Here is a 24,582-nt window from a genome sequence, read left to right as displayed (position 1 = left end):
TCTCCGATTCCAATTTTGTTTCCAGCATATCTTTTTGTGCCGAAATCGTCAAGGTGAAGGAGCATGACATTTCATCCCGCACCATGACAAAAGGAAGAATAATCGCATCTTTGTGGATATTGTGCAACAATCATGCTCAAAAATGAGAAAATCTTTTGTGCGTTTTGTATCGAAAAATGTTGCAATTTCAAAAAGGACATGATATGCTTCTGAGTAAGGAAAAACCACTGGTCGGCAGCGTACGAGCTGAGCGGAGGTTATGGAAGCATGGGGATCTTCCCCGTCCCATTCCATAAATCAAGGAGGAAAAGATTTTATGAAAGAAAGAAAAATCAGCAGACGCGCCGTATGCAGCGCTATGGTCGCTTCCCTGGCATTGGGTGTTCTGGAGGGCTGTGGCAGCTCTTCCTCTACGACTGCTTCTTCTGCTGCCGGTTCCGGAGCAGCTGCTTCCAACGAGCGCATCACCGTGCGCATCCTGAAATCCAAGGCCGCAAACGAAGTTGCTGCCGAGCAGATGGATGTCTGGAAGGTCCTGGGCGAAAAATTCAATATGGATTTTGAATTTGATAACCCCCCGCAGGACAATTACAACGAGCGCCTGAATCTCGTGATGATGGATGCACAGCTGCCGGACATCATTATGGATATGCCCACCACCGAAGTTCTGAAGTACGGCGAGTCCGGCGTGATCCTTTCCCTGAACGACTACATCGAGAACGACATGCCCAACCTGAAGAAGGAGATCGACAAGCGGGACGGTGTCGAAAAAGCACTGACTTACAGCGACGGCAATATTTATTATATGCCCATGCTGGATGAGAAGGTCTCCGGCAATATGCCCTACATCGTCCGCACCGACTGGCTGGAAAAGCTGGGCATCGAAAGCCCGGTCACTCTGGAGGATTGGGAGAATTACTGGCATCTGGTCAAGACCACCGATCTGAACGGAAACGGCTCCAATGACGAGGTTCCCTTCAGCTCCTATGATATGACCGGTCTGCGGAATTTCTGCACCGCATTCGGCTGCCTGGACGATTTCTATACTGACCCGGACGATGGCGGCAAGGTCCACTACGGCCCCATTGATCCCAAGTATAAAGAGGCTGTGACCTGGATGCATGATATGTATGAGAAGGGCTATATTGATCCCGAGATCATCACCATGGATTATGCCTCCTTCGTGCCCAAGCTCGCACAGAATACCATCGGCTCCTTCTACGGCCCTCTGGGTGGTATGCTGGCCGCCCAGAACGCCACCATGCCTGCTTCCTTCCCCGGCTTCCATGTGGAAGCAACCGTGCCGCCCAAGGGTACCGCACAGATCCATTCTTATATCGATCAGGAGCCGCGTGCAATCGCAGCAGCCACCATTACCGCAAGCTGCAAGAATGTTGACCGCGTGGTCGCTCTGCTGGATTACATGTACAGCGCCGAGGGCACCCTGCTGATCAACATGGGTATTGAGGGCACTCACTACACCATGCAGAACGGCAAGCCGATCTTCACCGATTATGTAATGAAGAACCCTGACGGCCTGTCTCCCAAAAATGCGATCGGCACCTTCACCTTTGCACAGAGCTCCGGCCCGTTCATTCTGAGCCAGGACGAGGTCACGCAGCTGGATGATGATGCTGTCAACCGCGCAAAGCAGGACTGCATCATTCCCTTCCTGGAAGAATCCAAGAAGTACGTCATTCCCGGCTCCACCTCCTTCTCCTCTGAGGATGATGCCGTCCGTCGCGCAGTGATGGCAGACGTGGATACTTACGTTGACGAGATGATCATCAAGTTTGTTTCCGGCCGTGAGCCGCTGTCCAACTGGGACACCTACGTTGAAAAGGTCAATGGCATGGGCATTGCAGAGGTCATCGATATCTACCAGAAGACTCTGAATGGCTGATGCCTCAGCAGGCACCTATTTTTTGATCCAGTAAAATAACGGCCGGGGCAGGAACACCCTGTTCCCGGCCTATTTTTTCCTGGGTTCTTCAGAACGAAAACAGGAGAATACCACCATGAAAACTGCCACTGCAGCAAAACCGATCACACTGCCAACAGCGAACCGCCTTGATCATGCCTGCAAAAAGTTCTGGCGCAGCCGCTATCTGCTTCTGATGCTGCTGCCCGCTCTGATCTGGTATATCGTGTTCATGTACGCGCCCATGTACGGCGCGCAGATCGCCTTCCGTGATTTCTCTCCCGTACTGGGCATCACGGGCAGCAAGTGGGTCGGCTTCAAATATTTCACCCAGTTCTTTAAATCCGAGTATTTTGGCCGTCTGATCAAAAACACACTTGGCATCAGCCTGTATTCAATTATTGTGGGCTTTCCCATTCCCATCATTCTGGCTCTGCTGATCAACGAAGTCCGCGGTAAATTCTTCAAACGCAGCGTACAGACCGTGGTGTATCTGCCCCACTTCATCTCCGCTGTGGTCGTTGTCAGTATTCTGAGCGCCCTGCTTTCTCCTTCCAGCGGCCTGATCAACCAGCTGATCACCACCTTTGGCGGTACGCCGATCCACTTTATGGCCGAGCCCAAGTACTTCAAGACGATCTATGTTCTTTCTGACATCTGGCAAAGCGCTGGCTATGGTTCCATTGTGTACATGGCGGCACTGACCGGCATCGACCCCTCTCTCTACGAGGCCGCCACCGTTGACGGTGCTTCCAAATGGGACAAGCTGATCCACATCACGCTGCCCGGCCTGCTGCCCACGATCATCATCATGCTGATCCTCCGCATGGGCTCTATTTTCTCGGTCGGCTATGAAAAGATCATGCTGATGTACAACCCCGCAACCTATGAGACTGCCGATGTGATCTCCACTTACGTTTACCGCCGTGCCTTTGAGAGCGGCGATTACAGCTTCTCCGCGGCTGTGGGCCTGTTCAATTCTGTGATCAATTTTACCATTATCATGCTGTTCAACAAGTTCAGCAAAAAGATCAGTGAGGTGAGCCTGTGGTGATGAAAAAGAATATTGATGCGATGAATCACCCCACGAAAGTGAAGGAAAGCATCGGAGAACGAATCTATACCATTGTTGTGTATCTGCTGCTGATCCTGATCAGCGCAACCATCATTCTGCCGCTTCTGCACATCATCAGCGGCTCGTTCAGTGATCCCATGCAGCTGCTGACAGGCAAAGTTTCCTTCTGGCCCAAAGGCTTTACGACCTCCATGTATGAGAAGGTTCTGAAGGATGCCAGCATCTGGACGGGTTATCTGAACACGATCCTGTATACCGTGCTGGGCACCCTGATCAGCGTGACCCTTACCGCCTGCGCCGCCTACCCCCTGTCTCGCAAGGATCTGTTCGGTCGCAATATCTTTATCAGCCTTTTCATCTTTACCATGTTTTTCAACGGCGGCATGATCCCCACTTACCTGATCATTCAGAAGCTGGGCATGCTGAATAAGATCTGGGCGCTGGTACTGCCTTCCGCCATCAGTACCTATAACATGATCATCATGCGCACCTTCTTTGAAAACACCATCCCGAATGAGCTGATCGAGGCCGCAGCCTTAGACGGCTGTAACGACATCACGACCTTCTTCCGCATTGTTCTTCCGCTCTCCGGTGCAGTGTTCGCCGTTATGGCGCTGTTCTACGGCGTTGCGCAGTGGAACAGCTGGTTCCCGGCATTGCTGTACATTCGGGATCGTTCTCTGTACCCTTTGCAGATGATCCTGCGTGAGGTCCTGATCCAAAGCGACATCGGCAACATGGCCGGTTCCACCGGTGATGTCGAGGTCATCGGCGATGGTCTGAAATATGCCACCATGGTGGTTTCCACCCTGCCGATCATGTGCCTGTATCCGTTCCTGCAGAAGTACTTTGTTGCCGGTGTTACCATTGGCGCGGTCAAGGGCTGATGGGAGGATACCACACCATGCAATCACATGATCTTTCCTTGCCTGCGTGGGGCCCCTACACCAAACGATACAGCGGCATTTCCCATGTTCCTGCGGCCAACGATGGCGTTCGATTTGACCTGTCCGTTTTTCCGGGAATGTATCGCCGCCGGGTCGATGTGCCCAATGTACGGTTTGAAAGCGGCTTTCACCCCTGGGCTGCGGCTCCGGATCTGAGCTGCTACACGTTCCGCCACGAGCTCCTGTGGAAGGATCAGCTGTATGCAGACATCTCTTTTGCTCCCTTGGGGGAGGATGCCCGGTTGATCCGTGCCGAGCTCCACAACAATACCGATGCTCCGCAGAATCTGGTGCTTCATTATATGGCATCCGCCTGGGATCCCGTTCCTTCCTACCGCGGCTTCTCCCTGCCGGGCTGTGAGGTATCCCTGCCGGAAAACGCGGCCTTTGTCTGGGCAAAGGATTATGACACCCTGGATTTTTCCATCCACCGTCCCAATGAATGCCTGACCTGGGATGGTCTGCGCCGGGGCGAAGAAGCCGTTCCCGGCTTTGGTCAGGGATACGGCATTGGCACGGGGTTCGGCTGTTCCGAAGGCAAAGGACCTTTTGGGCAGGTCATGCCCAGCGGAAAAGGGGACACCGTTACCTTTACGCTTTCCCTTACCGCGTCCCTGCATACCCCCTGTCTCTGTGTACGATATTGGAATCCGGCAGATGAGAGTTCCGAGTACGATGTCAATGGTCAGGATACGCTGCGGCTGCCGCCCTGTCAGAAGCCTTCTATTGCCATCCTGCCGCTGAATGCTTCCATTCCCGCCGGGAAATTCACTCTGACCCTGACTGCTGCCGGTGTTGGAGGGGCAAAGCTGGATTGTCTCGCTCTGTGCGAGCAAGCGGACGCTGGTAACTTTACCGTCACCCTGCGTGGAGATGGCTTCCGGCCTCAGGCCGAGCCCGCCGCAGATGAGAACTATCTGACCCTGCAGTATCCCCACATTCAGGAGTGCTACGGGATCCTGTGGGATGATATCACCACCCATATTCGCACGATTGAAAACGATGAGCTGGATATCTTTCTGCGTGACACCGTACACGACCATGTAAATGCCACGCTGCGCGGCAACGGAAAAGGGCATTACGTCAATCTCTTTATGGGGCCGATCCCCTTGGAGGCAGGACAGACAAAAGTGATCTATGGAGCGGTCTGTGCCGCTCCGGATGCTTCTGCCGCCGCGCTGCGCTGCCATGAGCTGCTGACGCAGCGCTGCGATTGGGAGCATGTATGGCAGCAGGCTTCTGCATCCCTTGCAGCACCGCCCGCTCTACCGGCTGCCGAATCGCTTGCCTTGGGCCAACAGTTGATGAATGCTGTTCTCTGCACCAACGTTGTGTATCCGGTGTACACGCGGGGACAGTATATCCGCCACTACACTCCTGGACGCTGGTGGGACTGTGTCTACACATGGGATTCCGGATTCATTGGAATGGGCCTGGCTCAGACCAGCCTGCGCAATGCCTTTGACTGCCTGAACACCTACCTGATGCCCCCGGATTCTGTGGACGCTGCTTTTTTGCACCATGGCTCCATGGTGCCAACGCAGTTTTATCTGTATGCCGAGTTGTTGAATCGCACCAGCAGCAGAGAACTTGCCGCCTACTGCTATCCGCGCCTAAAGCTGTACTACCGCTTCTTCACCGGGCAGGAAGGCGGCTCCACTACCGCCAACCTGCACAGCGGCCTGCTGCGTCCCTGGGATTATTTCTATAATTCTGGTGGATGGGACGATTATCCCCCACAGCAGGAGGTCCATCGCCGCCGTTTGCAGGCCAGCTGCGCGCCCGTGGTCACAACTGCCCATGCGATACGCTGTGCCAAGATCCTGGCGTACACCGCCCGCCTGCTGGGAGAGGCAGCCGACGCAGATGCTTTTGATGCCGATGCGCTTCGCTTGGGGCGCTCCCTGCAGACTGCATGGGACGAGGAAAGCGGTTACTTCGGGTACCTCCTGCACGATCCCTCTGGTGATGCTGCAGATATTTTGCGCACCGAGCAGGGTCTGAACTATGATATGGGCATGGATGGCGCTTCGCCGCTGTTTGCAGGTGCCTGTACAGAACCGCAGAAGGAACTTCTGTGGCAGAAGCTGCAGAGCCCGGAACACCTGTGGTGTGCCTGCGGCCTTTCTACCGTGGATCAGAGTGCGCCGTACTATCGGCGTGACGGCTACTGGAACGGCGCTGTATGGATGCCTTACCAGTGGATGTTCTTCAAATCTGCACTGGATGCGGGCCTTGCCGATTTTGCTTACCGCATTGCCGACACCGCTCTTACCCTGTGGCAGAACGAGTGTGCCGAAAGCTACTGTTGTTTTGAACACTTTATGATCGAGAGCCGCCGTGGTGCCGGCTGGCATCAGTTCAGCGGGCTTTCTTCTCCCATTGTACAGTGGTTTTCCGCTTACTACCGCCCCGGCACCCTCACGACCGGTTTTGATGCCTTTGTCCGGCATACGGATTGGGCACCGGACAACAGCGCCTTAAATGCCACGCTGGATTTTACCGCAGCGGGCCGCAGCACTGTTCTGGCTGTTCTGCAGCCGGGCTCCAAAGCTGTTACAGCCTCTGTTCCCTGCACCGTGACCACACGCCATGATGGGCTGCTTGAGCTGACCTTTGCATTGGATGCTCCCTGCACTGTTACCATAAGCATCCATCCCTGAATCCACCTGTAAAAAAAACGAACGATGTCTGTCCGAATGGGCTGACATCGTTCGTTTTTTTTTTGCGCTGAAATCAGTTGTCTCCTTTGCGAACTGCAGAAGGCGAGAGCTGATACTTCCGCCGGAATGCCTTATAGAATGTATTCGCTGTGGAGAAGCCGCACTGTTCTGCAATATCCGTAATATTCAGATCTGTCGTTCTCAGCAGCTGCATCGCATGATCCAGACGCAATTCTTCCACATACTCTGTATAGCTCTTTCCGGTTTGCTCCTTCAGGAATTGCGAAAGATACTTTTTAGAGATCTTGAACTGCTCCGCCGTCATCGCCGCATTGATCTCCGGATTCTGGAAATTCTGTGCCAGCCAGTCCAGAATATTCTTTTGAAGCGCATCATTGTGGCTATGCTTCAGGAATTGCACATGATTGCAGATCTCCACACAGCAGTCCTGCAACCGGCTCAGCATCTGGCGGGCAGTCAGTTTAGAGTCATAACTGCACAGATAGGCGATATCCGGACAGCATACCCTTTCCGCCGTGTTCAGCAGAATGCCGCCTGCCGTGTAAAAATCCTGCTTGAAGTTTTCCGGGTCCAGATTATCCACCGAGAACAGTTCACTCAAAAGCGAAACCGCTTCTTCCGTGCATCCGGAAAGCAGATACTCCCGAAGCCGCGCTGCATTGGTTGCATTGACCGTGGTACCGCGCTGCGCACTGCTGTTCCCCAAATAGCAGATTTTCTGTGTTGGATCCGCATAGGCCGCCACATTGCGGGCCTTCCAGTAAATATCTGACAGCTGCTCCATTTTCTCAAAAGGATCGCTCAATATCAGGGGGGTTGTCAGATGCAGCGCATCATACAGCTGCTCTGTACGGAAACACATTTCCCGCAGTTCCTCTGCTTCATCCGTTTCCTGCGTCAGGATCACCAGGATCAGGTCATCTGCCGTTGCCTGTACATAAAATCTCTGCCCGTAAATTTGACGTATCTGCTCTGACACCACCACAGTACGCAGCTCTTCTTTCAGTGAGCACTCGGCGTTTTCCTGAAGAGACGGGATCAGCAGCAGGAAGTTATAGGCTTTCAGCTGCACCGCATCCGTCAGCTGCTGAAGGGTTTCCTGACTTACAGACCCTGTGCGCAGCAAAATTTCCATTTTGCCGTGTTCCAGCTCGCTGCGTGAATGCTCCAGTTCCCGCGCCAGTTCATGCTGGCTGTTTACATTACGGAGAAAGATCTCATTCAGCACTTTCCGTGATGCCAGATCCGATTCGTCCAGCGTATCCAGCATCGGACGCAGGCTGTTCATATCCTCCAGTGTCATGCAGACGCTGATCAATACACAGCCCAGAACGCCCACGATCAGATACAGACAAATTGCACGCTGTACTGCCAACAGACCCGCTTCGTAGAGCGACGGCGGCATTCCAATGACCGCCGTTGCATTCAGAGATGCCACATATCGCGTTGCCATCAGATAGCGCTTTCCCTGATAGGTCTCCCAACCCGTATCATCACTCGTCAGGGAAAGTGTCGTTCCGTCATAGTTGTTTCCCGCCAGGATCGTTCCGTCATCGGAAATCAGGCAAAAAAGGCCTTCCTCGCGCCATTGCTGCTGCGAGAGGAACATCGAAACGACATCTTTTTCCTTGATCAGCACCGTCATTGCGCCGCAAAGGCGGCCTGCCGTGTTCACATAGGGCTGATATACTGTGATATATGAATTGCCATAGCTGGAATGCATCAGTTTGACAATATGGGCGGGCTTTATCGTCATTACGTCGATCTGATTCTGTGCATCCCATTCCTCCTGAGACACATCCTCATACTCAAGTGCTCCCGGGTAAAAATTGCTATGGCTTTCATACGCGCTCCGGTCATCCAATATGATGCCATTCCGCTCAAATGTAATATAGCTGTATGTGATCACAGAGGAATCGTAGGTCTTATCCTGTAACGATTTGCTTGCTCTCGTCAGTGTCTGATAATCTCCCAGAATACTGTTATCATAACTGCTGGCAAGCAGAGTATACTCCGTTTCGCTGAACAATTTGTTCGTTGTACTGCGGATGTTGCTCAGGCATCGCTCCAACTGGGTGGTGCCGATCGCCAGCATTTCCATCGTGCTGGAGGATTGCGCTTGGATCGTCTGGCGGATCATCAGGCTATACAGAGGAACCACGACCAGGAAGAACCCAACCGGAATACAAAGATACCTTAAAAGCCTTCGGATCCAGTTTCTAACAAACAGTCTCTTACGCATCTGCAAAAGCTCACTCCAAGCAATGATGATTTCTATGGAACTGTTGGCTGCACCTGTAAGGCGTTTATAGAGCTGGTGCATGTTGCACAGCTCCTCCCTCCGCAATTTCGCAGCATCTTTCTAATTATTTTACCACAGAAGGATTTTTTCCTCAACATTTTTATTGATTTGTAACAAAAATCCACTTTATCACTATGATTTTCAATGCTTGAAAATCTCTGTCAGATGGTCTATCACTTTGCTCCGCAAACCGTGTTGTCGTTCAAAGCCACTACCCGGGGCCTGATTGTCTGAGGGAACTCGAATCCCTGGCCCTCTGATTAAAAGAGAGTAATTCTCAGGATAACTTCGTCTTTATATTCACCAAATTTACCGATAACGCGTTATTTTCGTCTCATTCAGTTACAGACTACTCTGCATTGTTTCTGTGCATTGTCGCATTTTTGTCGCGCATTTTTACAATACTATAAATAGGACTTCATTTATTTCCCAGCTTACAGTTCCTTAGCAGATTTTTCTCGTAGGATATATAATAATTTTCAATTTCGATTGTGCTGTAATTGGACAGATCTCATATGGAAAGATTTCCATTGTCGCGCAAAAAGTTACTGGCTCAGATGCTAAATTTCTCCGGACGTGATTTTGAGCCATGGTGTGGGAAATGGAGTCATTTATGTTTGATATAGAACAATTCTATTCATTCCGAGTCACATCAATTACCATTTATATAAGAAAACCGCGTGAACTGCCAGAGCTATAACTCTACGCTCTGACTGATCCACACGGCTCTAAAATATTTATTTCAGCTTTGCGAGGATCTCGTCTGCCGTCATACCGGATGCAAGCAACTTCTTCAGCACAGCTTCGGCCTCGATCTTCTTAGCAGCTTCGGCAGCTTTGGTTTCGGCTTTGACCTTTTTAGCTTCAATTCTGGCGATTTCTTTGTCAATAGTTTTCAGCTCGGCTTTCTTGGTTTTCAGGTCAGCTTTCAATGCATCGATATTGGCAGTGATAGATGCAATTTCGACGGTAGCGGCTTTCTTTGCAGCCTGCTTTTCAGTGATCTGTGCGGCAAAGTCAACGGTCGATTTTACGGTCTTGGGCTTGTTCTTGCTACCTTTGGGACGGGGCATAGGGGACACCTCCATTCAGTATTTATAACATAAGTATAGCATTACAAATATTGGATGGCAAGAAATATCGATCAGCAGAATATGCGTTAAACAGCGTAGCCCTGTGCCTTGATGACATCCATCACCTGAGAAACGTACCTCTGGCAGGTGTCGTGGTCGGGGGCCTCCACCATCACGCGGACCACCGGTTCAGTGCCGGACTCCCGGACAAGGATGCGGCCAGTATCGCCCAGTGCCTCGGCCACCGCCTTGACAGCAGCCTGCACGGCAGCATCGTCCTGCGCAGCCTTCTTATCGGTCACACGGACATTTTCCAGCACCTGCGGGTAGATCTTCAGCGGGGCGGCCAGCGCACTCAGGGGCTTCTTCTTGGCCAGCATGACCTCCATCATCTTCAGGCTGGTCAGGATGCCGTCACCGGTGCTGGCGTACTTGGAGAAGATGATGTGGCCGCTCTGCTCACCGCCGATGCGGCAGCCGTTCTTGGCCATATACTCGTAGACATACTTGTCGCCCACGGCAGTCTTGGCGTAGCCGATGCCCTGCTCGTCAAAGGCCTTGTACAGGCCAAAGTTGGACATGACCGTGGTAACGACGGTATTGGTCAGCAGTTTTCCGCGCTCCTTCATGTAGCAGCCGTAGATGTACAGGATGTGGTCACCGGTGATCACATCGCCCTTTTCGTCCACGCAGAGGCAGCGGTCTGCATCGCCATCATAGGCAAAGCCCACATCCAAACCCTTTTCCACCACAAACTTCTGCAGACCCTCGATGTGGGTGGAGCCTGCGTTCAGGTTGATGTTCAGGCCGTTGGGCTGGTTGTTGATGACATAGGTGTCTGCGCCCAGCGCATCGAACACGCTCTTGGCAATGTTCCAGCTGGCACCGTTGGCGCAGTCCAGACCCACCTTGATGCCCTTGAAGGAATAGATACCCAGGCTGATCAGGTAGCCCATGTAGCGGTTGCGGCCCGCCACATAGTCCACGGTGCAGCCGATATGCTCCCGGTGGGCAAAGGGCAGCTCCGGCCAGTCCTGATCAAAGACATGGAGCTTGCCGTCGATGTAGTCCTCCACCAGCAGCAGGGTCTCCTCCGGCATCTTTTCGCCGTAGCAGTCGATCAGCTTGATGCCGTTGTCGTAGAACGGGTTATGGCTGGCAGAGATCATAATGCCGCAGTCAAAATCATCCACGCGGGCAATGTAGGCCACGCTGGGGGTGGTGGTGACGTGCAGCAGGTAGGCATCTGCGCCGGAAGCGGTCAGGCCCGCCACCAGGCTGTACTCGAACATATAGCTGGAGCGGCGGGTGTCCTTGCCAATGACGATGCGGGCAGGCTCGTTGTTGCCGTTGCGCTCCCGCAGTGCATTATAATACCAGCCCAGAAAGCGGCCTACCTTGTAGGCGTGGTCGGCGGTCAGGTTCACACCGGCCTCACCACGGAAGCCATCGGTTCCAAAATATTTTCCCATTACATTTTACCTATTCTAAGAGTGAATTGACGATTATGTGTTTTAGCCGGAATAAAATTCCGTTGCCTGCTGCTCACCACGGAGAGGTAGCATATTGGGACGGCATGCCATGCTTTAGCATGGCCAAATTTGTTGTTTGAAATCGCCAACATTCACCAGATTTTTTAGACATTTGTGCACATATCCTAAATAGACAGAGTTGCTATACGTTATCTTCCTAGAGATGGAGTGAGAAATCACCCCTTCAAAAATCGTTTCAGCGTTCTTTTCAGTGGCATAGGAATCAGCTGCTTTATGTATGAACACAGCGATGGCTTCTTCAGGTATCCTTGTGCCAACTGCGGAATCATGAGAGAATCCATCTGCATCATGAATGCATCCCTCTGCTCCGGTTTTTTGCAGGACTTCACCAGCGATGGATTTCCGTACAGTGCCTTCTCCAAGGAGACTGGTTCCATCACAATTTTTCCCTCTATCGCCTTGAAAACTGTTCTTCCCATAATGGAATGACACAGTACAAGAGATAAGCCCTTATCATCATCCAATTCTGGACACACACTGTCGCAGCCCCAGAAATCTGCAAGGGTAATATCGCTGACACGATTCTTCTTTTTAAATGCACAAGCGTAACAAGATGGCCTTAAGCAGAGGTTCTGCAAGAACATCTGCATGAACAAGTCCTTGGATAGGACTTGTTCGTACGCTGTATTGTTTGCAAATTCAAACAATACAGCGTACGTTTTCCAGCCATATTTTTTATGTCTGAAAAACGTTCGCTGCGCAGCAGCGCCTGCGCAATTTTCTCGATAGGAAACATACTTCTCCCATAATTTGGCACTTGGTACACCGTGGCAGATCAAATCCACACACAGCAGGTTTTCGTATTCCCTTCGGAGATATCTGTGCAGTCCTTCGATTTCACAAGGCGTTCCAGAAAACAATACTCTACGCCCCTGTTTCAATGCATTTTCCGCCTGCCGGTATGTGCTTCCAATCTCGCTCTGTAGGTACTTACTTCCACGCAGCTTCCATAAATCCTCTTGTCGCTCCACTGCAATATGCTGCGCTTTGCGGCAGTCCTCACTCATTGCAGCACCGAATACAACTCCACTATTTTGCAGAATCTCTTCTGCCAGCAGTGAAAAAACACCCCCTGAGGAGCTCTCCAAGCGTTGCTCCGTGTTTTTGCTGTATGCCGCATAGGCATCTGGTTCTCCTGTCGGTTCCGGCGAAGTATTTTTTATCGGACAGACATGCTCACATGCGCCACACGCAATACACGTATTTTCGTCAATTACGGGATATAAAAATCCTTCACCATCTGCCTGCATGGTAATGCACCCTTTGGGGCATGCCTGAGCACAAGCTGAACAGCCGCAACACGTACTCCATTCTTCCAAATCAATATGTTTACGCAAGATGTCCCTTCACTTTCTCTTCTAGTTTTTCCCACAAGATACAAAGTGGTTTTTCTCCCAATTCACGCAGTTTTTTTCCATACTGAACAATGAGCTTTTGTTTCCCACCTCGTACTGCTGCAATAAACATACTTCTTGTGCATTTTATCTGAATTCTTTCTTTCCATGAGCACTTTTCATCCTCCGGCATTTGCCTAATTGCATCGACAGTTTCTGTCAGCAGAATTTGAAAGTTTTTTTGTCGGTTGATCAGCTGTTCACACGTTCTCTTGGTTCTGGAATGGCTATCAAAATGTTCCACACACTTAAACAATGGTTTCTCGATATAACCTGCTTTAAAGTTATAGGCAAGCGGAAGCATCAGTTGCCAATTCTGTCCTTCTCTGCTTTCAAAAATCTGTCCGGTTGGAATTGCCTCACGAAGTGCGCTCATTCGTGTCATAATTGTGCCCGGGCCAAAAACGACATTATTTTCATAGATCAAATCACTGAAGAGATCATCTTTTTCTGCCGGTTTTTCACGTTTCATGATTCCCTTCACATGGTCTAGTTGCCCTGCCTCTACGATTTCCCCTTGTGCCAAAACAAATCCGCATTCCGGATGTTGTTCCAGAAATTGCACTTTTTCTTCCGTATTCGTGGGAAGCATAATATCGTCTGAGTCTATCCACATAAGGTACTCGCCGCTTACATCTTTTAATCCACGGTTGATTGCTGCTGCTTGTCCTTGATTGACCGTCTGTCGCAACAATTTCAACACAATATCCGCCTGACAAAATTTTTTTCGATAGCTCTCTACGAGTTCTACCGTATTATCCGTAGAAGCATCATCGACAAAAATCAATTCCAGCGGTCGGTATGTCTGTGACAAAACCGATTCCAGAAAGGGTGATAAGTATTTTGCGCCATTGTAGCAGGGGGAAATTATCGAGACCAGTTTTTTCATTTTGCAAACACCTTGCTTTTTATTTTCGCTGCAGCTTTTTGCAGCATCGTTTTAACATACGCAAATTCTTCTGAGTTTTTTGTAGCAAAAAAAAGTATCGCTGCGGGCATTATCACTGCTACCACAAATATTACTATAAAGCGAATAATATCATTTTGCACAGGCAGCTTCTGAATAAAAAGCTCCATACCAACAGCAATCAGAAAAATCAGACATACACGTTTGACATAGTTCTGATAATACTCTTTTGAACTTGTAAAAAACACATATTTGTAGACCATATATGGCCGCACTAGATTCGGAACAAGGCTGCTGACAAGCGTTCCTACGTATACACCTTTCAGTCCCCACATAATTGCTCCAACCACCGAAACAACAATATTGATGACAGATTGTACAATCGGACACCACCAGTCTTGCTCATATATGCCTGCGGCGCTTTTGATATTTCCCAAAGGAACACGTAATCCGGTAAAATAGTAATTTACACAAAGCAGAACTATTGTTGCCTTATCTACAAGCATTTGTGGACCAATCCAAATTGTCACAAAAGGTGCCAACAGGCAGTACAAACAGATTGCACTCCACCCATAAAACATAAATGCGAGATAGTCGTATTTTTTATAAATCGCTCGGCGCTTTTCCGGTGTTTCTGTTGCCACAATGTTTCCAAGCCCCGCCACCGCAGCACTGAAAAAGGAACTGATCATACTATTTACAAAATTTATGATCAACGTAAAATTGGACACAAGACCAAGCGACGCAATGTTCACAAATGCGGATGTAATGATGCTGTCCGTCTGATTGATTGCCACATCTCCCAGTTTATGCGCCATCATTCCTTTAATTTTGGTATAAATGATCTTTTTATCCGCTTCCGGAAGCTGTTCATTATTTTTTTCTCGGATGTAGGGGTAATATCTTCCGGTAGCATAATTCTGAACAGCTTTTCCAACAAACTGGACAAGTGCTCCAATCAGAAGATAAACAATAAAATTCTTGTAAATCAGAAGTACTGTGATTTGCAGAACAGACGTTGCCACCTGAATCACAGTGTTAATATTGGTTATGATGTACTCACGTTGATCCGCACTCAGAAGAGTCGTTTTATACGTCAGAAGATAAGATGTCACCGTATTGAACAGATAAATGCTATAAATGAGCCGAACATGCTCGATTCCGTCTGCATCTTTGATAATAACATTTAAAAAAGGAATAATCGCAACGCCAACTACCGTTACACTTGCTGCAACCATCCGATACGCTGACCGATAGAAGTTTATAATCTGTCGAATTTTTTTGGTATCATGTTCCGCAAGCGGCTTGTATAAACTAAAGCTGATTGCTCCGCCAATGCCCAGTTCAGCCAAAGACAGCATTCCTAGGATATTGGTAAAGAGTCCATTCACACCAAGGTATACACTACCTAATGTATAAATAAAAACGGTTTGCGATGCAAAAGCAAGTAGTGCTTTTACTAGCGTGCCCATCATTGACCAAGCAAAGTTCTGCATCGCATAAGCGGTTCTGCTCCGCAGTTGTTTTTCTTCCTTCATTTACAACAAAGTCCTTTTCAAAAATGCGTAAGATTCCAATCTGCTCTTTTCCAGCTTCTCTTGAACTGCGCTCCGAAGTTCAAGAGCATCATCCTCTTCTTCTGACGGAATTGTTCCGTTTCCTACATAGTGGTTTTGCAATTCATATTCCTTTAAAAAATCATTTATTCTTGCATTTATAGAATAAGTGCTATTCCGCTCATCTCTGTCAAAGGCAAAAAATTTCTTATTATAAATTGTTGAGAAGACGACCGCATGAAATGAATCCGTGAAAACATATTCGGCATGATGGATCAGTGCCACTACATCTTCCGGTCCATAGTTATAAATACCGTTGCCATATTGGTTAAGCGCAATATCTGCCTTTCTTGCGTATCCCATAATGTACGGCAGATAAATCAATTGCAAATTTCTTTTTTTACAAAACTCTACTGCATTTTCACGAGATTTTTCATTTTCCCCCAGAAAATAGCAAAACACATAAGGATCCTTTGGAACCACCTCCACTTTTTCCAGTGTCGTCCATTCCTCTGCATCGAGAAGAAGCGTCGGATCAAGCACCACTCTTGCATCTATATCTTCTGTCTTTTTCAAATAGTCTGCGGTACTTCTCTCTCGAACACTTATATAAGAAATATTGCGGATATTATTTGAGAACTCCTTCTTTTCTGTTACTGTCTCAGGAAGCCGTCCCATGCTGGCTGCATAAGAAATTCTCGACTTGTTCTTATCGGCAAATTGTAAGTAATATGCCGGATGCATCAAATTCCCGGGATGCCAGATTACATCACTTCCGCACACAAAAGCGTCATAGATCTCATTTACTTTTGTCAGGGTCGTATCAGTATAAATATCTTGCGAATGAGGTATTATTTTTTCAAATTCTTTAAATCTTTTCCATTGAAGATCAATTTTTCTCTGTTCTTCCGCATTTGTCTCTTTTTTTATTTTAAGTATTTTCTCTGTGATCTTCTTCACCAATTGTTTGGGCGGGCAATGAAGGATCTGTTCAACTTTCAGCCTCACCGCTAGCACTCTAATCTTCGGGTCTTCCAAAACCGGTCTGTAGCAGATTTGTTCTGCCTTTACCTCAAGTTTTGATAATGCCACGCACATTGCGTACGACTGCAGAAGTCCGCCAATATTTCGGCTTCCGTAATAATGTGTAATTATACCTATTTTTTTCATTGTGCTATACTCCCATAAATGTTCCACGCACACTCAATTTCAGCATTATGCAACATCTCAAAATCGTTTTCTCTCAAAAAAACAGCTCATAGTGTCTCATGAAATCTGCATTCATGTTCAAAAATCTTGCAAAAACAATAAGAAACATTATAAAAATCACGCACGCTACGATTGTACCGTTCTCTTTCCTCTCAAATATTTTTCCGTATTTTGCAACCGCATAGCTATTTGCAATAGCAAAGTATTCTGTCATCCGCACAACCAGCGCTTGCGGAATCGATCCAATCAGAAAGCCCATCACTCCAATATACAAATATTTCTCAGAACCATCTTTCCTGTTCCGAGTGAATTCGAGATAGAGCAACACCACAAAGCACAATCTCAGAATAAAGTTTATGGCATTTGATGATTCCCCTGCTGCATTCAGATACATACTGTAACGTGTATCGACATAATTTGCCATGAAGTAAAGAATATACGATATCAGCCTTTTTCCAGCAAAAAACACAATCACACCTATCAAAAGACTCCCTGGAACAATTTTTCGAGCCGGAAGTTTCCGAATCACCCACAACGCAATAATTGCCGCAATTGCAATATAGGCCGATGTATGAAGCAGTGTTGCCAAATATAGTAAAAGTGCTTTTTTTATGAGAGCGTGCTTTTTAAATTTATGTTCCAGCACAAACCAGACAACAAGATTTGCCAGATTCTGTCGCAATAGAACGCAAAAGAACCAAATCATTTGCTGTGAAAGATATGCAAATAAAAAAAGCCCCTTTTCTTGCTGTTTAAGCTGCATATCCTCTATAATCAGAATTAAAATTCCAAAACTCAGCGTTACATAAACCACTTGAAAAAACTCATAGGTCGGTACAATTGTTTTTATAACTGATGCCAGTAGAGTAAAGAGCCACCCAAATCCCCATTTGTCTTGAATTTCTCTTTGAAATACGAAAGGATTCCACTCAACCTGCAATAATTTCGGCACTGCCGTGTGGAACCACTCCTGATATACCTGTGCGTCGCTTCCACCTAAGTCTATGTTACGAAATGCAATTAGAAACCACAGCACTATAATGGCTGTTGTGTACAATACTTTTGATTGTTTCGGTCTACACCAAGCAGAATAGAACAATACGCAATCAATCACAAGAAAATAAATCACACCAAACCCTCATTATTTCAGATACTTTCTCTTCCAGTAACTGTATAGCATCATACCCGGCAAAGCAGTCAACATCATTCCCACCGGTCTGCCACTTGTGGAAAGTGCTCTTTTAAAAGAATACCCCGCGCACTTTGCATAGACCCAATACAGTAATTCTTCTTTAATGCGCACAACCACACAAACTTTATTGTTAAGATACATTCGGCAGTCATCCATCATTCCCAATGGGCATTTCATCCGCAGGGCACGTCCGCTTTTTGTCAAGCCACCCTCCAGATACTCACATATGTAAATCGTTTTATTTCTGTACACGGTTTTGTAGTTCATGGCCAATGTGTTCCAAAACCATCCTTCAGAGAAAAATCTTTCACCAGGATAAACCGGAAACGAGTATTTTTTCAGGAAATCCGTCCTCACAACTTCGCACCGATCTCCTTTAATCCTTCGATTTACCAAGTAATGAATGTCATCATCAATGTAGATATCCTGTGCATTTGCAACACTCAGATGACTTCCATCCTTTTTCCCTCTAAAGTAACTCATACCGCAAATATCCGCACAATTTCTATATAAAGGCCATTCTTTTTCAACGGTTTCTATTGCGTCATCTGTCAAATAATCGTCACTATCAAGAATCAGAACAACTTCACCTTTAATATATTCGTGAGCAAAATTCAGCGCAGTGTGCTTTCCTCCGTTTTCTTTTTTGTGGTATTCCCACTGAAACGGAAGATCATAGTTTTTTAGCTTCTCGAAAATAGACTCTGTGTCATCCGTACTTCCATCATCAATTACCAACCATTGGAAATTTGTGGTTGTTTGACTGTAAAGACTTTCAATTAATTTAGGAAGTGTTTTAGCACGGTTATAGGTCGGAGTCAAGATTGTCATCATTACAGTATAGCTCATATATTACATACCAACCAAGTTTCATCATTAGTTTTCTCAACAAATGGGAGCATTGAATAAATATCGCAAGAAAATCCAAAGCATACAAGAGCGCTACAGCTTTAGTTCCTCTTCATAAATCCAATCACTCATACTCTCTTACTCTTTAGATCCCTTTATCCCTCTCAGGAAATAAATTGAGTGTTCTATTATTTTTCCAAGGATTCCCTGTTCTTTCATGAGACTATATTCTCCCATGATTTCATCCGCACTTCGAAACAGCGATGCGTATTTCTTTAAGAAGTCTTCCAAATATGCAAAGTCTTGTTCCTGCATATTATTAGGATAGACAAATGTATACACACCCTGCAATGGAAGTTTATGGGGCGTATCAAAAAGTGTCGGCAGGAAATCAACACCATCTCTTTGGTACGGATGAAGGGCATATCCGTCCGAAATATACATGGAGCACTCTTCCGTTTTCATTGATGCAATCGCCTCAACGGTTGCTTCATCATAGGTATGGCAAGGAGCAAAAAAACAGGTTGGAGTTAACCCATGCCCCTTGAGTATCTGATATCCCTGCTTCAACATTTCATACTGTTCTGTACTACTTTTCCCTGCCCATTCTGTTTTACTGGAATGTGAAAGCTGGTAGTATCCTCTGGGCTCGTGAAAATGCAGCTCGTGATGTAAACCATGCAATGCGATCGTCCAGCCTTTTTTCTGCCATTCACATGCTTTTTCCCAAAAGTTCTCATCTGCAACTGCAACAAAATCCGGATCACGATTTTCAGGAATCACACCGACGATCGGTCTGACTTTATATTTATCCAGAATTCTTTCTATTCTTGCCCATTTCTCCGCGTTCATCTGTGGACACGCATCATCCAATCTAATACAATACTCCACTTTTTTACCTTTCCGTTGCCACTTCATACGTTTTCCGAATCTCATCCGCATATTTTTTCATATCGACATATCGTTTGCTTCTCAGCACTGCATTTGCCGCTGCACTTGTATATCGCACATTGTCCTGAAGCAATTCAATAATTGCATGGGCATATTCCTCCATTGAGCTACACTTTGCGCCACAGGTGCTGTCTACAATATCGTTCAACCCGCCAACGCCACTGCACACGACAGGCTTACCAAGGCACATGCCTTCTACTGCCGCTAATCCAAAGCCCTCCCATGTAGAGGGCATCACCATGATTTTTCCTGCATTCAGATACGGATAGGGATTGCTTTGAAATCCAACAAGTTCAATTATATCTTCCAACTCGTGGCTACAAATGTATTCCTTGACCTGCGTCATCAGTTCACCGTCTCCGATCATCCTTGCTGTAATGTTGGGAAACAGTCTCTTTACTTCACACACGATTTTGCAAAATTCCAACGGATTCTTCGGCAACGACATCCTGCCCAAATACACCAAATCCACTGGCTTACAGTCACTTTTTTCCTGTGCTTTTTGGCGGACAGCTTCTGCATCTACAATGTTTCCAATCACCGTATTTTTGTTTTTCATCAATCCACGGAAAATGTATTCATCTTCAACCGCTTTTGAAACGCTGATAACCTGCCGGATTCTTGATAGGGCGAATGCAAAAACAACTGATCGCGGGCAGATTTTTTTTAGCCAGGGTGGATTGTTGTGCAGGTGTGCAACCACCGGAATGTCTCCGGCCGCCCATGCTGCCGTACTTGCCATGGTAAAGTCATGTGCGTGGATCACATCCGGATGCAGCTCTCGAATTGCTTTTTTCACTTCCCGAATGGTAGGTCTATTCAGTGGATAGAATTCATGACCTCTGCTTTCTACTACTTCACGAATTGACCCGTCGGGTGAAGCATAAACCATATCCATATCCGAGCACACATCCATAATTGTCAGAACAACATTTTCTGCTCCGGAATATTTATTACTTTTTAGTAGATGTAGAATTCTCATTTGTTGTAGTTCCTTCAATTACAGCTGAGTAAATGCTTCGCATCTCTTTGCTGACATTTTCAATATCATACCTTTTCAACATTTCCCGGTTCTGTGCGCACTCTTGCTCGGTCTGCACACCATTCGCTGCATCTTTCAGCAACTGGCAGAGCGCACTTCCATCCGCTGGTTCAAACAGATATCGACTATTCTCCAACAAATCCACATTTCCACGAATACGGCTGGCAATGCACGGCAATCCTGTAGCCATCGCTTCCATTAGCGAAACAGACAGTCCTTCTCGGAACGAAGGGAACACAAAGCAATCGCAGGCTCTTAGGATTTCGCTCACGTCGGTCCGGAAGCCCAACAGCTTCACCTTCTCAGAAATTCCCAATTTTTGTACTAATTCAAAGTGCTGCTGCTTCAATTTTCCTTCGCCGCAAATCAGGTAATAGCTATTGGCAATATCTGCTTTTGCCAAGGCACGGATCACCGTAGAATGGTTTTTGTTTTCATTCAGTTCCCCTACGGATATAAACACAAACGCATCCTGCGGAATCCCCAGTTCCGCACGCTTTTTTGCCTGGTCAACCTGCATAGAAGAAATCTTCTTCACATCCACACCAATGCCAGGCACATAGTATGCTTTCCCACGCAGAGGAAACTTTTGCGCTGCTGCAAAATCTTCTCGATTGATGGTGATCTGTGCATCCGTATAGCGGGCCAAGAAAGTTTCTGCTGTCTGATAGATGAGTTTGTTCTTTAGCGGGCAGCCCTTGTAAAAATGGAAGCCGTGGGCGGTATAAAGAACCGGCTTTGTTCCGGTCGCATTGGCGGCAAGTCGTCCTACAACTCCCCCCATCGGTGTATGACAGTGCAGTGCTTCAAAGCATTCTTTCTTCATCAGCGTTTTGATTTGTTTATACGCCCTATAATTGCTTTTCAGCTTTGCAGGAGAACGTTCAATGTCAACCTGGTGACAGATGACTCCATGCTCCTTCAACGTCGTTTCAGCATCTGTCCGCATATACTCCCCTTTAAAGTTCGTAGCACAATGAACCTCATACCCCATTTCTTGAAGGATACGGATATCGTTCAGCTCAAATTGAACCAAAAACCGTCCATTATGCGTTACAAATAAAATCTTTTTCATTTTTTCACACTCGCACCGTCTGCAATTCTTGCTCTAAGTTACCGCTTCCTTTGTCTGTCGAGGCCATCTTACTTTCCCTCAACAACACGATGCTCTCCTGCCGAAACTTCGGGTCAACCTTTCCATCAACCACGCCATGTCGCCCCAGAACCACCAGAACACTCTTCCAGAGCACCTTCAGGTCAAATTTCAGACCGACGTTTTGGACGTACTCGCGGTCGTAGTAAACCTTGTCGTACATATCTACTGTGTCTCGACCATTGACCTGCGCCCAGCCGGTAATACCCGGCGTCACCTGATACACGCCGTACCAACGCCGCAGGAAACGAATCTCACGCTCCGTATACACCAGCGGACGAGGGCCAATCAGGCTCATTTCCCCCTTGACCACATTCATCAGTTGCGGCAACTCATCAATGCTGGTATCCCGCAGAAAACGCCCTAGCCGGGAAATATACATTTCCGGACTTTCCAAATCACCAGTTGCCACATTCTTCGGAGCCGAACTCTTCATCGTCCTAAACTTGATGATGTTGAAGCAGTGCGCTCCCTTACCCACGCGCTTCTGTAAAAAGAAGATTGGCTCATCCGGTGCACTGAATTTTTGGGCAATACTCACCGCCAAGAACAAAGGCGAAAGTAAAACCAGCGCCAGCGCTGCCAAAATGCGGTCAATTATAGACCTCACCGCAAGATATCGCTTCTGCTTCTGGGTCAAATGGACATAAAACGGTCCAAAATCAACGTGGTAATTCAATTCTTCCATGTTTTCCTCACACTATCATCCTGCTTTTGCAGGCTCTACATTTTCTTTAAATTTGAGACATGATTTTAGATTTCTGGTTTCCCACCGCATCCCAATCTCATCCAGCTTTTCAATTCGCTCCTCCGTCAAAACGGCACAGCTTTTTGCTGGATTGTGACGGGTATAGCGCTGCCGCCTGACCCAATTCCCGAGATTGTATCCGTCAGGTGACACATAACCGGCCGGAACATTTAGGTCACCGTGGGTATCAAAATAGCGTTTAGCTTCCTGATACCCTTCGTTCCACTGGCTGTCATTGCGGTTACCCCAGTACATTCCAATTCGGTTAAGCCGCTCGACCTGTTCGTCTGTCAGCTTTCCTTTCGGGTATGTCCATTGCTGGCTTACAACCCATTGTCCCAGCCGTTCACCAGCCGCTGTCACATAGAAACGTGGGATATTCAGGTTGCCGTTTTCCTCATAATAGGCCGCAGCCAGCGCAAACGCCTTTTCCCACTTGGCATCGAAAATGTTCCACATCATGCCAAGTTCATCAAGCTGTGCGATGCGTTCTTCCTTCAAGCGGCCATTCAGCTTTTGCTGCCGGGTCTTGATGATCCATTGCCCCAGTGAGTAACCGTCCGGGTCTACATACTTTCCGGGCACCATCAGGTTTCCATAGGTGTCATGGTATTTCTTTGCGACCTCAAATCCATGCTGCCACGCAATTTCCTTCCGGTTGCCCCAGACCATCCCGATGCTGTCCAGCCGTGCGATTTGCTGTTCGGTCAAGTTCCCCGGAATCTGTCCCGCACGGACACGGCGCTGAGTCGCCAGCCACTCGCCAAGGCTCAGTCCAGCCGGCGTAGTATAACGCTTTGGAATATTCAGGTTTCTATGCTCCGCATAGTAAATGCTTGCTTCCGAAAAATAATGGTCCCAACTAGAGGCCAAGCTTGCCTGCAGCCGCTCAAACAGTACCCGACAGTCATGCACCTGCTCAATAACCTCGAACCGCTCGGTGACGATCTTATCGCCCTCGCCGTTGGCATAGAGCCGATGGACTGCCTCCTGCATCTCGCTTTGCAAACCGGAAATGCTGGTCAACCCTTCGAAGTTATTAACAACATCTAGGATAAGCGGTGCCGTATTATCCCCAGCGGTCAAAGTTCGGCCGATCTGTTGCTTGTAAACGATGGGCGAAATCGTAGGGCGGAACAGGATGACCCCAGAAATCTCCTCCACATGGACACCCTCGTTGAGCATATCGATGCAGAACAGCAGCTTCAGCCGATCACTGGTGTCCGTTTCGAAGTCCGCAAACGCCTTGTCCGTATTCGGGGCATCCAGATACTTTTGGTTTGCATCCTGAATGCCCGGTGTTCGCAGGTTGTCCACCCGAGCCTGATACTTTGCAAGCGTTTTCTGGTACTGGTAAACGGTGGTCACATATTTCGGAGCAGGCAAAATACCCCTGACGACTGCTTCGCCAAGGGTCATGTCGCTCGCGACACAGCTATCAAAAAGCTCTTCAGCCATGTCACGGTTATTATCCAGATATCGGACATTTGTTGCTGTCAGCCCCAGAAGCTTTGCGTCCGGGCATAACCTTAATAAAGCCACCGTACTTTCGCCCCAACATTCCGCACCGGCACGGTGAAATTCATCGAGTACAATATAGGCAGGTTTCTGCGCTGCGATATCATCCAGTTGCGCCTGGGTGCAGCACATCAGTTTGGCATAGGTATAAAAGTGAACGTTTGCCAACGGAAAATCCGGGTCGTTCCTTTTCAGGCTCTCCAGCTGTGTCTTGAAGATATATTCACTGGGAGAAAGCCAGATCACGACCTTCTCCGGGTTGTCCTCGATCAGCTTGAACGCAATGTAGCTCTTTCCAGTGCCGGTCGGGTGGACAATGGCGGCCTTGCCATACTGCTCCATCATCCGGACTGCCGCATGATATGCTTTCTCGTTGTGCTCGAACAGACGCAGTGCCACCTTGTTCACCCCTTTCCGCAATTCAGGGGTATCCTTCACAGTGAAAATGGAGGATACCGTTCCTTTGACATCGTTGTCTATAATCTCATCTTATTTTATCATGGTTATA

General features: G+C 47.8%; 18 protein-coding genes. 4 read left to right on the top strand and 14 right to left on the bottom strand.

The features are described 5' to 3' along the window. Positions 1 to 316: 316 nt before the first annotated feature. The 4 genes from MTP42_RS02525 to MTP42_RS02510 all read left to right on the top strand — a co-directional run bounded on the left by MTP42_RS02525 (position 317) and on the right by MTP42_RS02510 (position 6,606). The gene (locus MTP42_RS02525; protein WP_249257895.1) at positions 317 to 1,903 is read left to right on the top strand and encodes an extracellular solute-binding protein; all 1,587 of its coding nucleotides are present in this window, start codon (positions 317 to 319) and stop codon (positions 1,901 to 1,903) included. Positions 1,904 to 2,018: 115 nt separating this feature from the next. Continuing rightward, complete coding sequence (locus MTP42_RS02520) at positions 2,019 to 2,975, top strand: ABC transporter permease (RefSeq protein WP_249257894.1); 957 nt, start codon at positions 2,019 to 2,021, stop codon at positions 2,973 to 2,975. After that, positions 2,975 to 3,883, top strand: coding sequence for a carbohydrate ABC transporter permease (locus MTP42_RS02515; RefSeq protein ID WP_227611570.1), 909 nt, complete (start codon positions 2,975 to 2,977; stop codon positions 3,881 to 3,883). The genes MTP42_RS02520 and MTP42_RS02515 overlap by 1 nt, the downstream gene beginning before the upstream one ends. A 17-nt stretch (positions 3,884 to 3,900) precedes the next feature. Next, entirely contained in the window at positions 3,901 to 6,606 is a 2,706-nt protein-coding gene (locus MTP42_RS02510) for an MGH1-like glycoside hydrolase domain-containing protein (RefSeq protein WP_249257893.1), read from the top strand. A gap of 73 nt (positions 6,607 to 6,679) precedes the next feature. Here MTP42_RS02510 and MTP42_RS02505 read toward each other — a convergent pair whose 3' ends face one another. The 14 genes from MTP42_RS02505 to MTP42_RS02440 form a co-directional block, all read right to left on the bottom strand. Continuing rightward, positions 6,680 to 8,950 carry an AraC family transcriptional regulator gene (locus MTP42_RS02505; RefSeq protein WP_249257892.1) on the bottom strand — a complete coding sequence of 757 codons (2,271 nt, stop codon included), beginning with the start codon at positions 8,948 to 8,950 and terminating at the stop codon, positions 6,680 to 6,682. A gap of 716 nt (positions 8,951 to 9,666) precedes the next feature. Further along, positions 9,667 to 10,002: a hypothetical protein gene (locus tag MTP42_RS02500; RefSeq protein WP_249257891.1), complete on the bottom strand. Its 336-nt coding sequence runs from the start codon at positions 10,000 to 10,002 to the stop codon at positions 9,667 to 9,669. Between the two features lie 86 nt (positions 10,003 to 10,088). Then, positions 10,089 to 11,474, bottom strand: a complete 1,386-nt coding sequence (glmM, locus tag MTP42_RS02495; protein ID WP_249257890.1) for a phosphoglucosamine mutase — start codon at positions 11,472 to 11,474, stop codon at positions 10,089 to 10,091. 236 nt (positions 11,475 to 11,710) lie between these two features. After that, positions 11,711 to 12,874, bottom strand: coding sequence for a Coenzyme F420 hydrogenase/dehydrogenase, beta subunit C-terminal domain (locus tag MTP42_RS02490; protein ID WP_256466583.1), 1,164 nt, complete (start codon positions 12,872 to 12,874; stop codon positions 11,711 to 11,713). A 10-nt stretch (positions 12,875 to 12,884) separates the two neighbouring features. After that, complete coding sequence (locus tag MTP42_RS02485; RefSeq protein ID WP_249257888.1) at positions 12,885 to 13,838, bottom strand: glycosyltransferase; 954 nt, start codon at positions 13,836 to 13,838, stop codon at positions 12,885 to 12,887. Beyond that, entirely contained in the window at positions 13,835 to 15,394 is a 1,560-nt protein-coding gene (locus MTP42_RS02480; protein WP_249257887.1) for a lipopolysaccharide biosynthesis protein, read from the bottom strand. The genes MTP42_RS02485 and MTP42_RS02480 overlap by 4 nt, the downstream gene beginning before the upstream one ends. After that, on the bottom strand, positions 15,395 to 16,582 hold the full coding sequence (locus MTP42_RS02475; protein ID WP_249257886.1) for a polysaccharide pyruvyl transferase family protein: 1,188 nt from the start codon (positions 16,580 to 16,582) through the stop codon (positions 15,395 to 15,397). Between the two features lie 73 nt (positions 16,583 to 16,655). Further along, entirely contained in the window at positions 16,656 to 17,750 is a 1,095-nt protein-coding gene (locus tag MTP42_RS02470; RefSeq protein WP_249257885.1) for an EpsG family protein, read from the bottom strand. Between the two features lie 12 nt (positions 17,751 to 17,762). Further along, on the bottom strand, positions 17,763 to 18,662 hold the full coding sequence (locus tag MTP42_RS02465; RefSeq protein WP_249257884.1) for a glycosyltransferase family 2 protein: 900 nt from the start codon (positions 18,660 to 18,662) through the stop codon (positions 17,763 to 17,765). Between the two features lie 138 nt (positions 18,663 to 18,800). Further along, on the bottom strand, positions 18,801 to 19,580 hold the full coding sequence (locus MTP42_RS02460) for a DUF2334 domain-containing protein (protein WP_249257883.1): 780 nt from the start codon (positions 19,578 to 19,580) through the stop codon (positions 18,801 to 18,803). Next, complete coding sequence (locus MTP42_RS02455) at positions 19,558 to 20,595, bottom strand: glycosyltransferase (RefSeq protein ID WP_249257882.1); 1,038 nt, start codon at positions 20,593 to 20,595, stop codon at positions 19,558 to 19,560. The genes MTP42_RS02460 and MTP42_RS02455 overlap by 23 nt, the downstream gene beginning before the upstream one ends. Further along, positions 20,567 to 21,730, bottom strand: coding sequence for a glycosyltransferase family 4 protein (locus tag MTP42_RS02450; RefSeq protein WP_249257881.1), 1,164 nt, complete (start codon positions 21,728 to 21,730; stop codon positions 20,567 to 20,569). The genes MTP42_RS02455 and MTP42_RS02450 overlap by 29 nt, the downstream gene beginning before the upstream one ends. A 4-nt stretch (positions 21,731 to 21,734) precedes the next feature. Beyond that, positions 21,735 to 22,496 carry a sugar transferase gene (locus tag MTP42_RS02445; protein WP_249257880.1) on the bottom strand — a complete coding sequence of 254 codons (762 nt, stop codon included), beginning with the start codon at positions 22,494 to 22,496 and terminating at the stop codon, positions 21,735 to 21,737. A 15-nt stretch (positions 22,497 to 22,511) separates the two neighbouring features. Next, complete coding sequence (locus MTP42_RS02440) at positions 22,512 to 24,473, bottom strand: Helicase associated domain protein (RefSeq protein WP_249257879.1); 1,962 nt, start codon at positions 24,471 to 24,473, stop codon at positions 22,512 to 22,514. Between the last annotated feature and the right edge of the window lie 109 nt (positions 24,474 to 24,582).

It is taken from the genome of Faecalibacterium sp. I2-3-92 (assembly GCF_023347315.1).
Classification (GTDB): domain Bacteria; phylum Bacillota; class Clostridia; order Oscillospirales; family Ruminococcaceae; genus Faecalibacterium; species Faecalibacterium duncaniae.
Note: the sequence above shows the minus strand (reverse complement) of the source record. Positions and strands in the feature narration are given on the sequence as shown.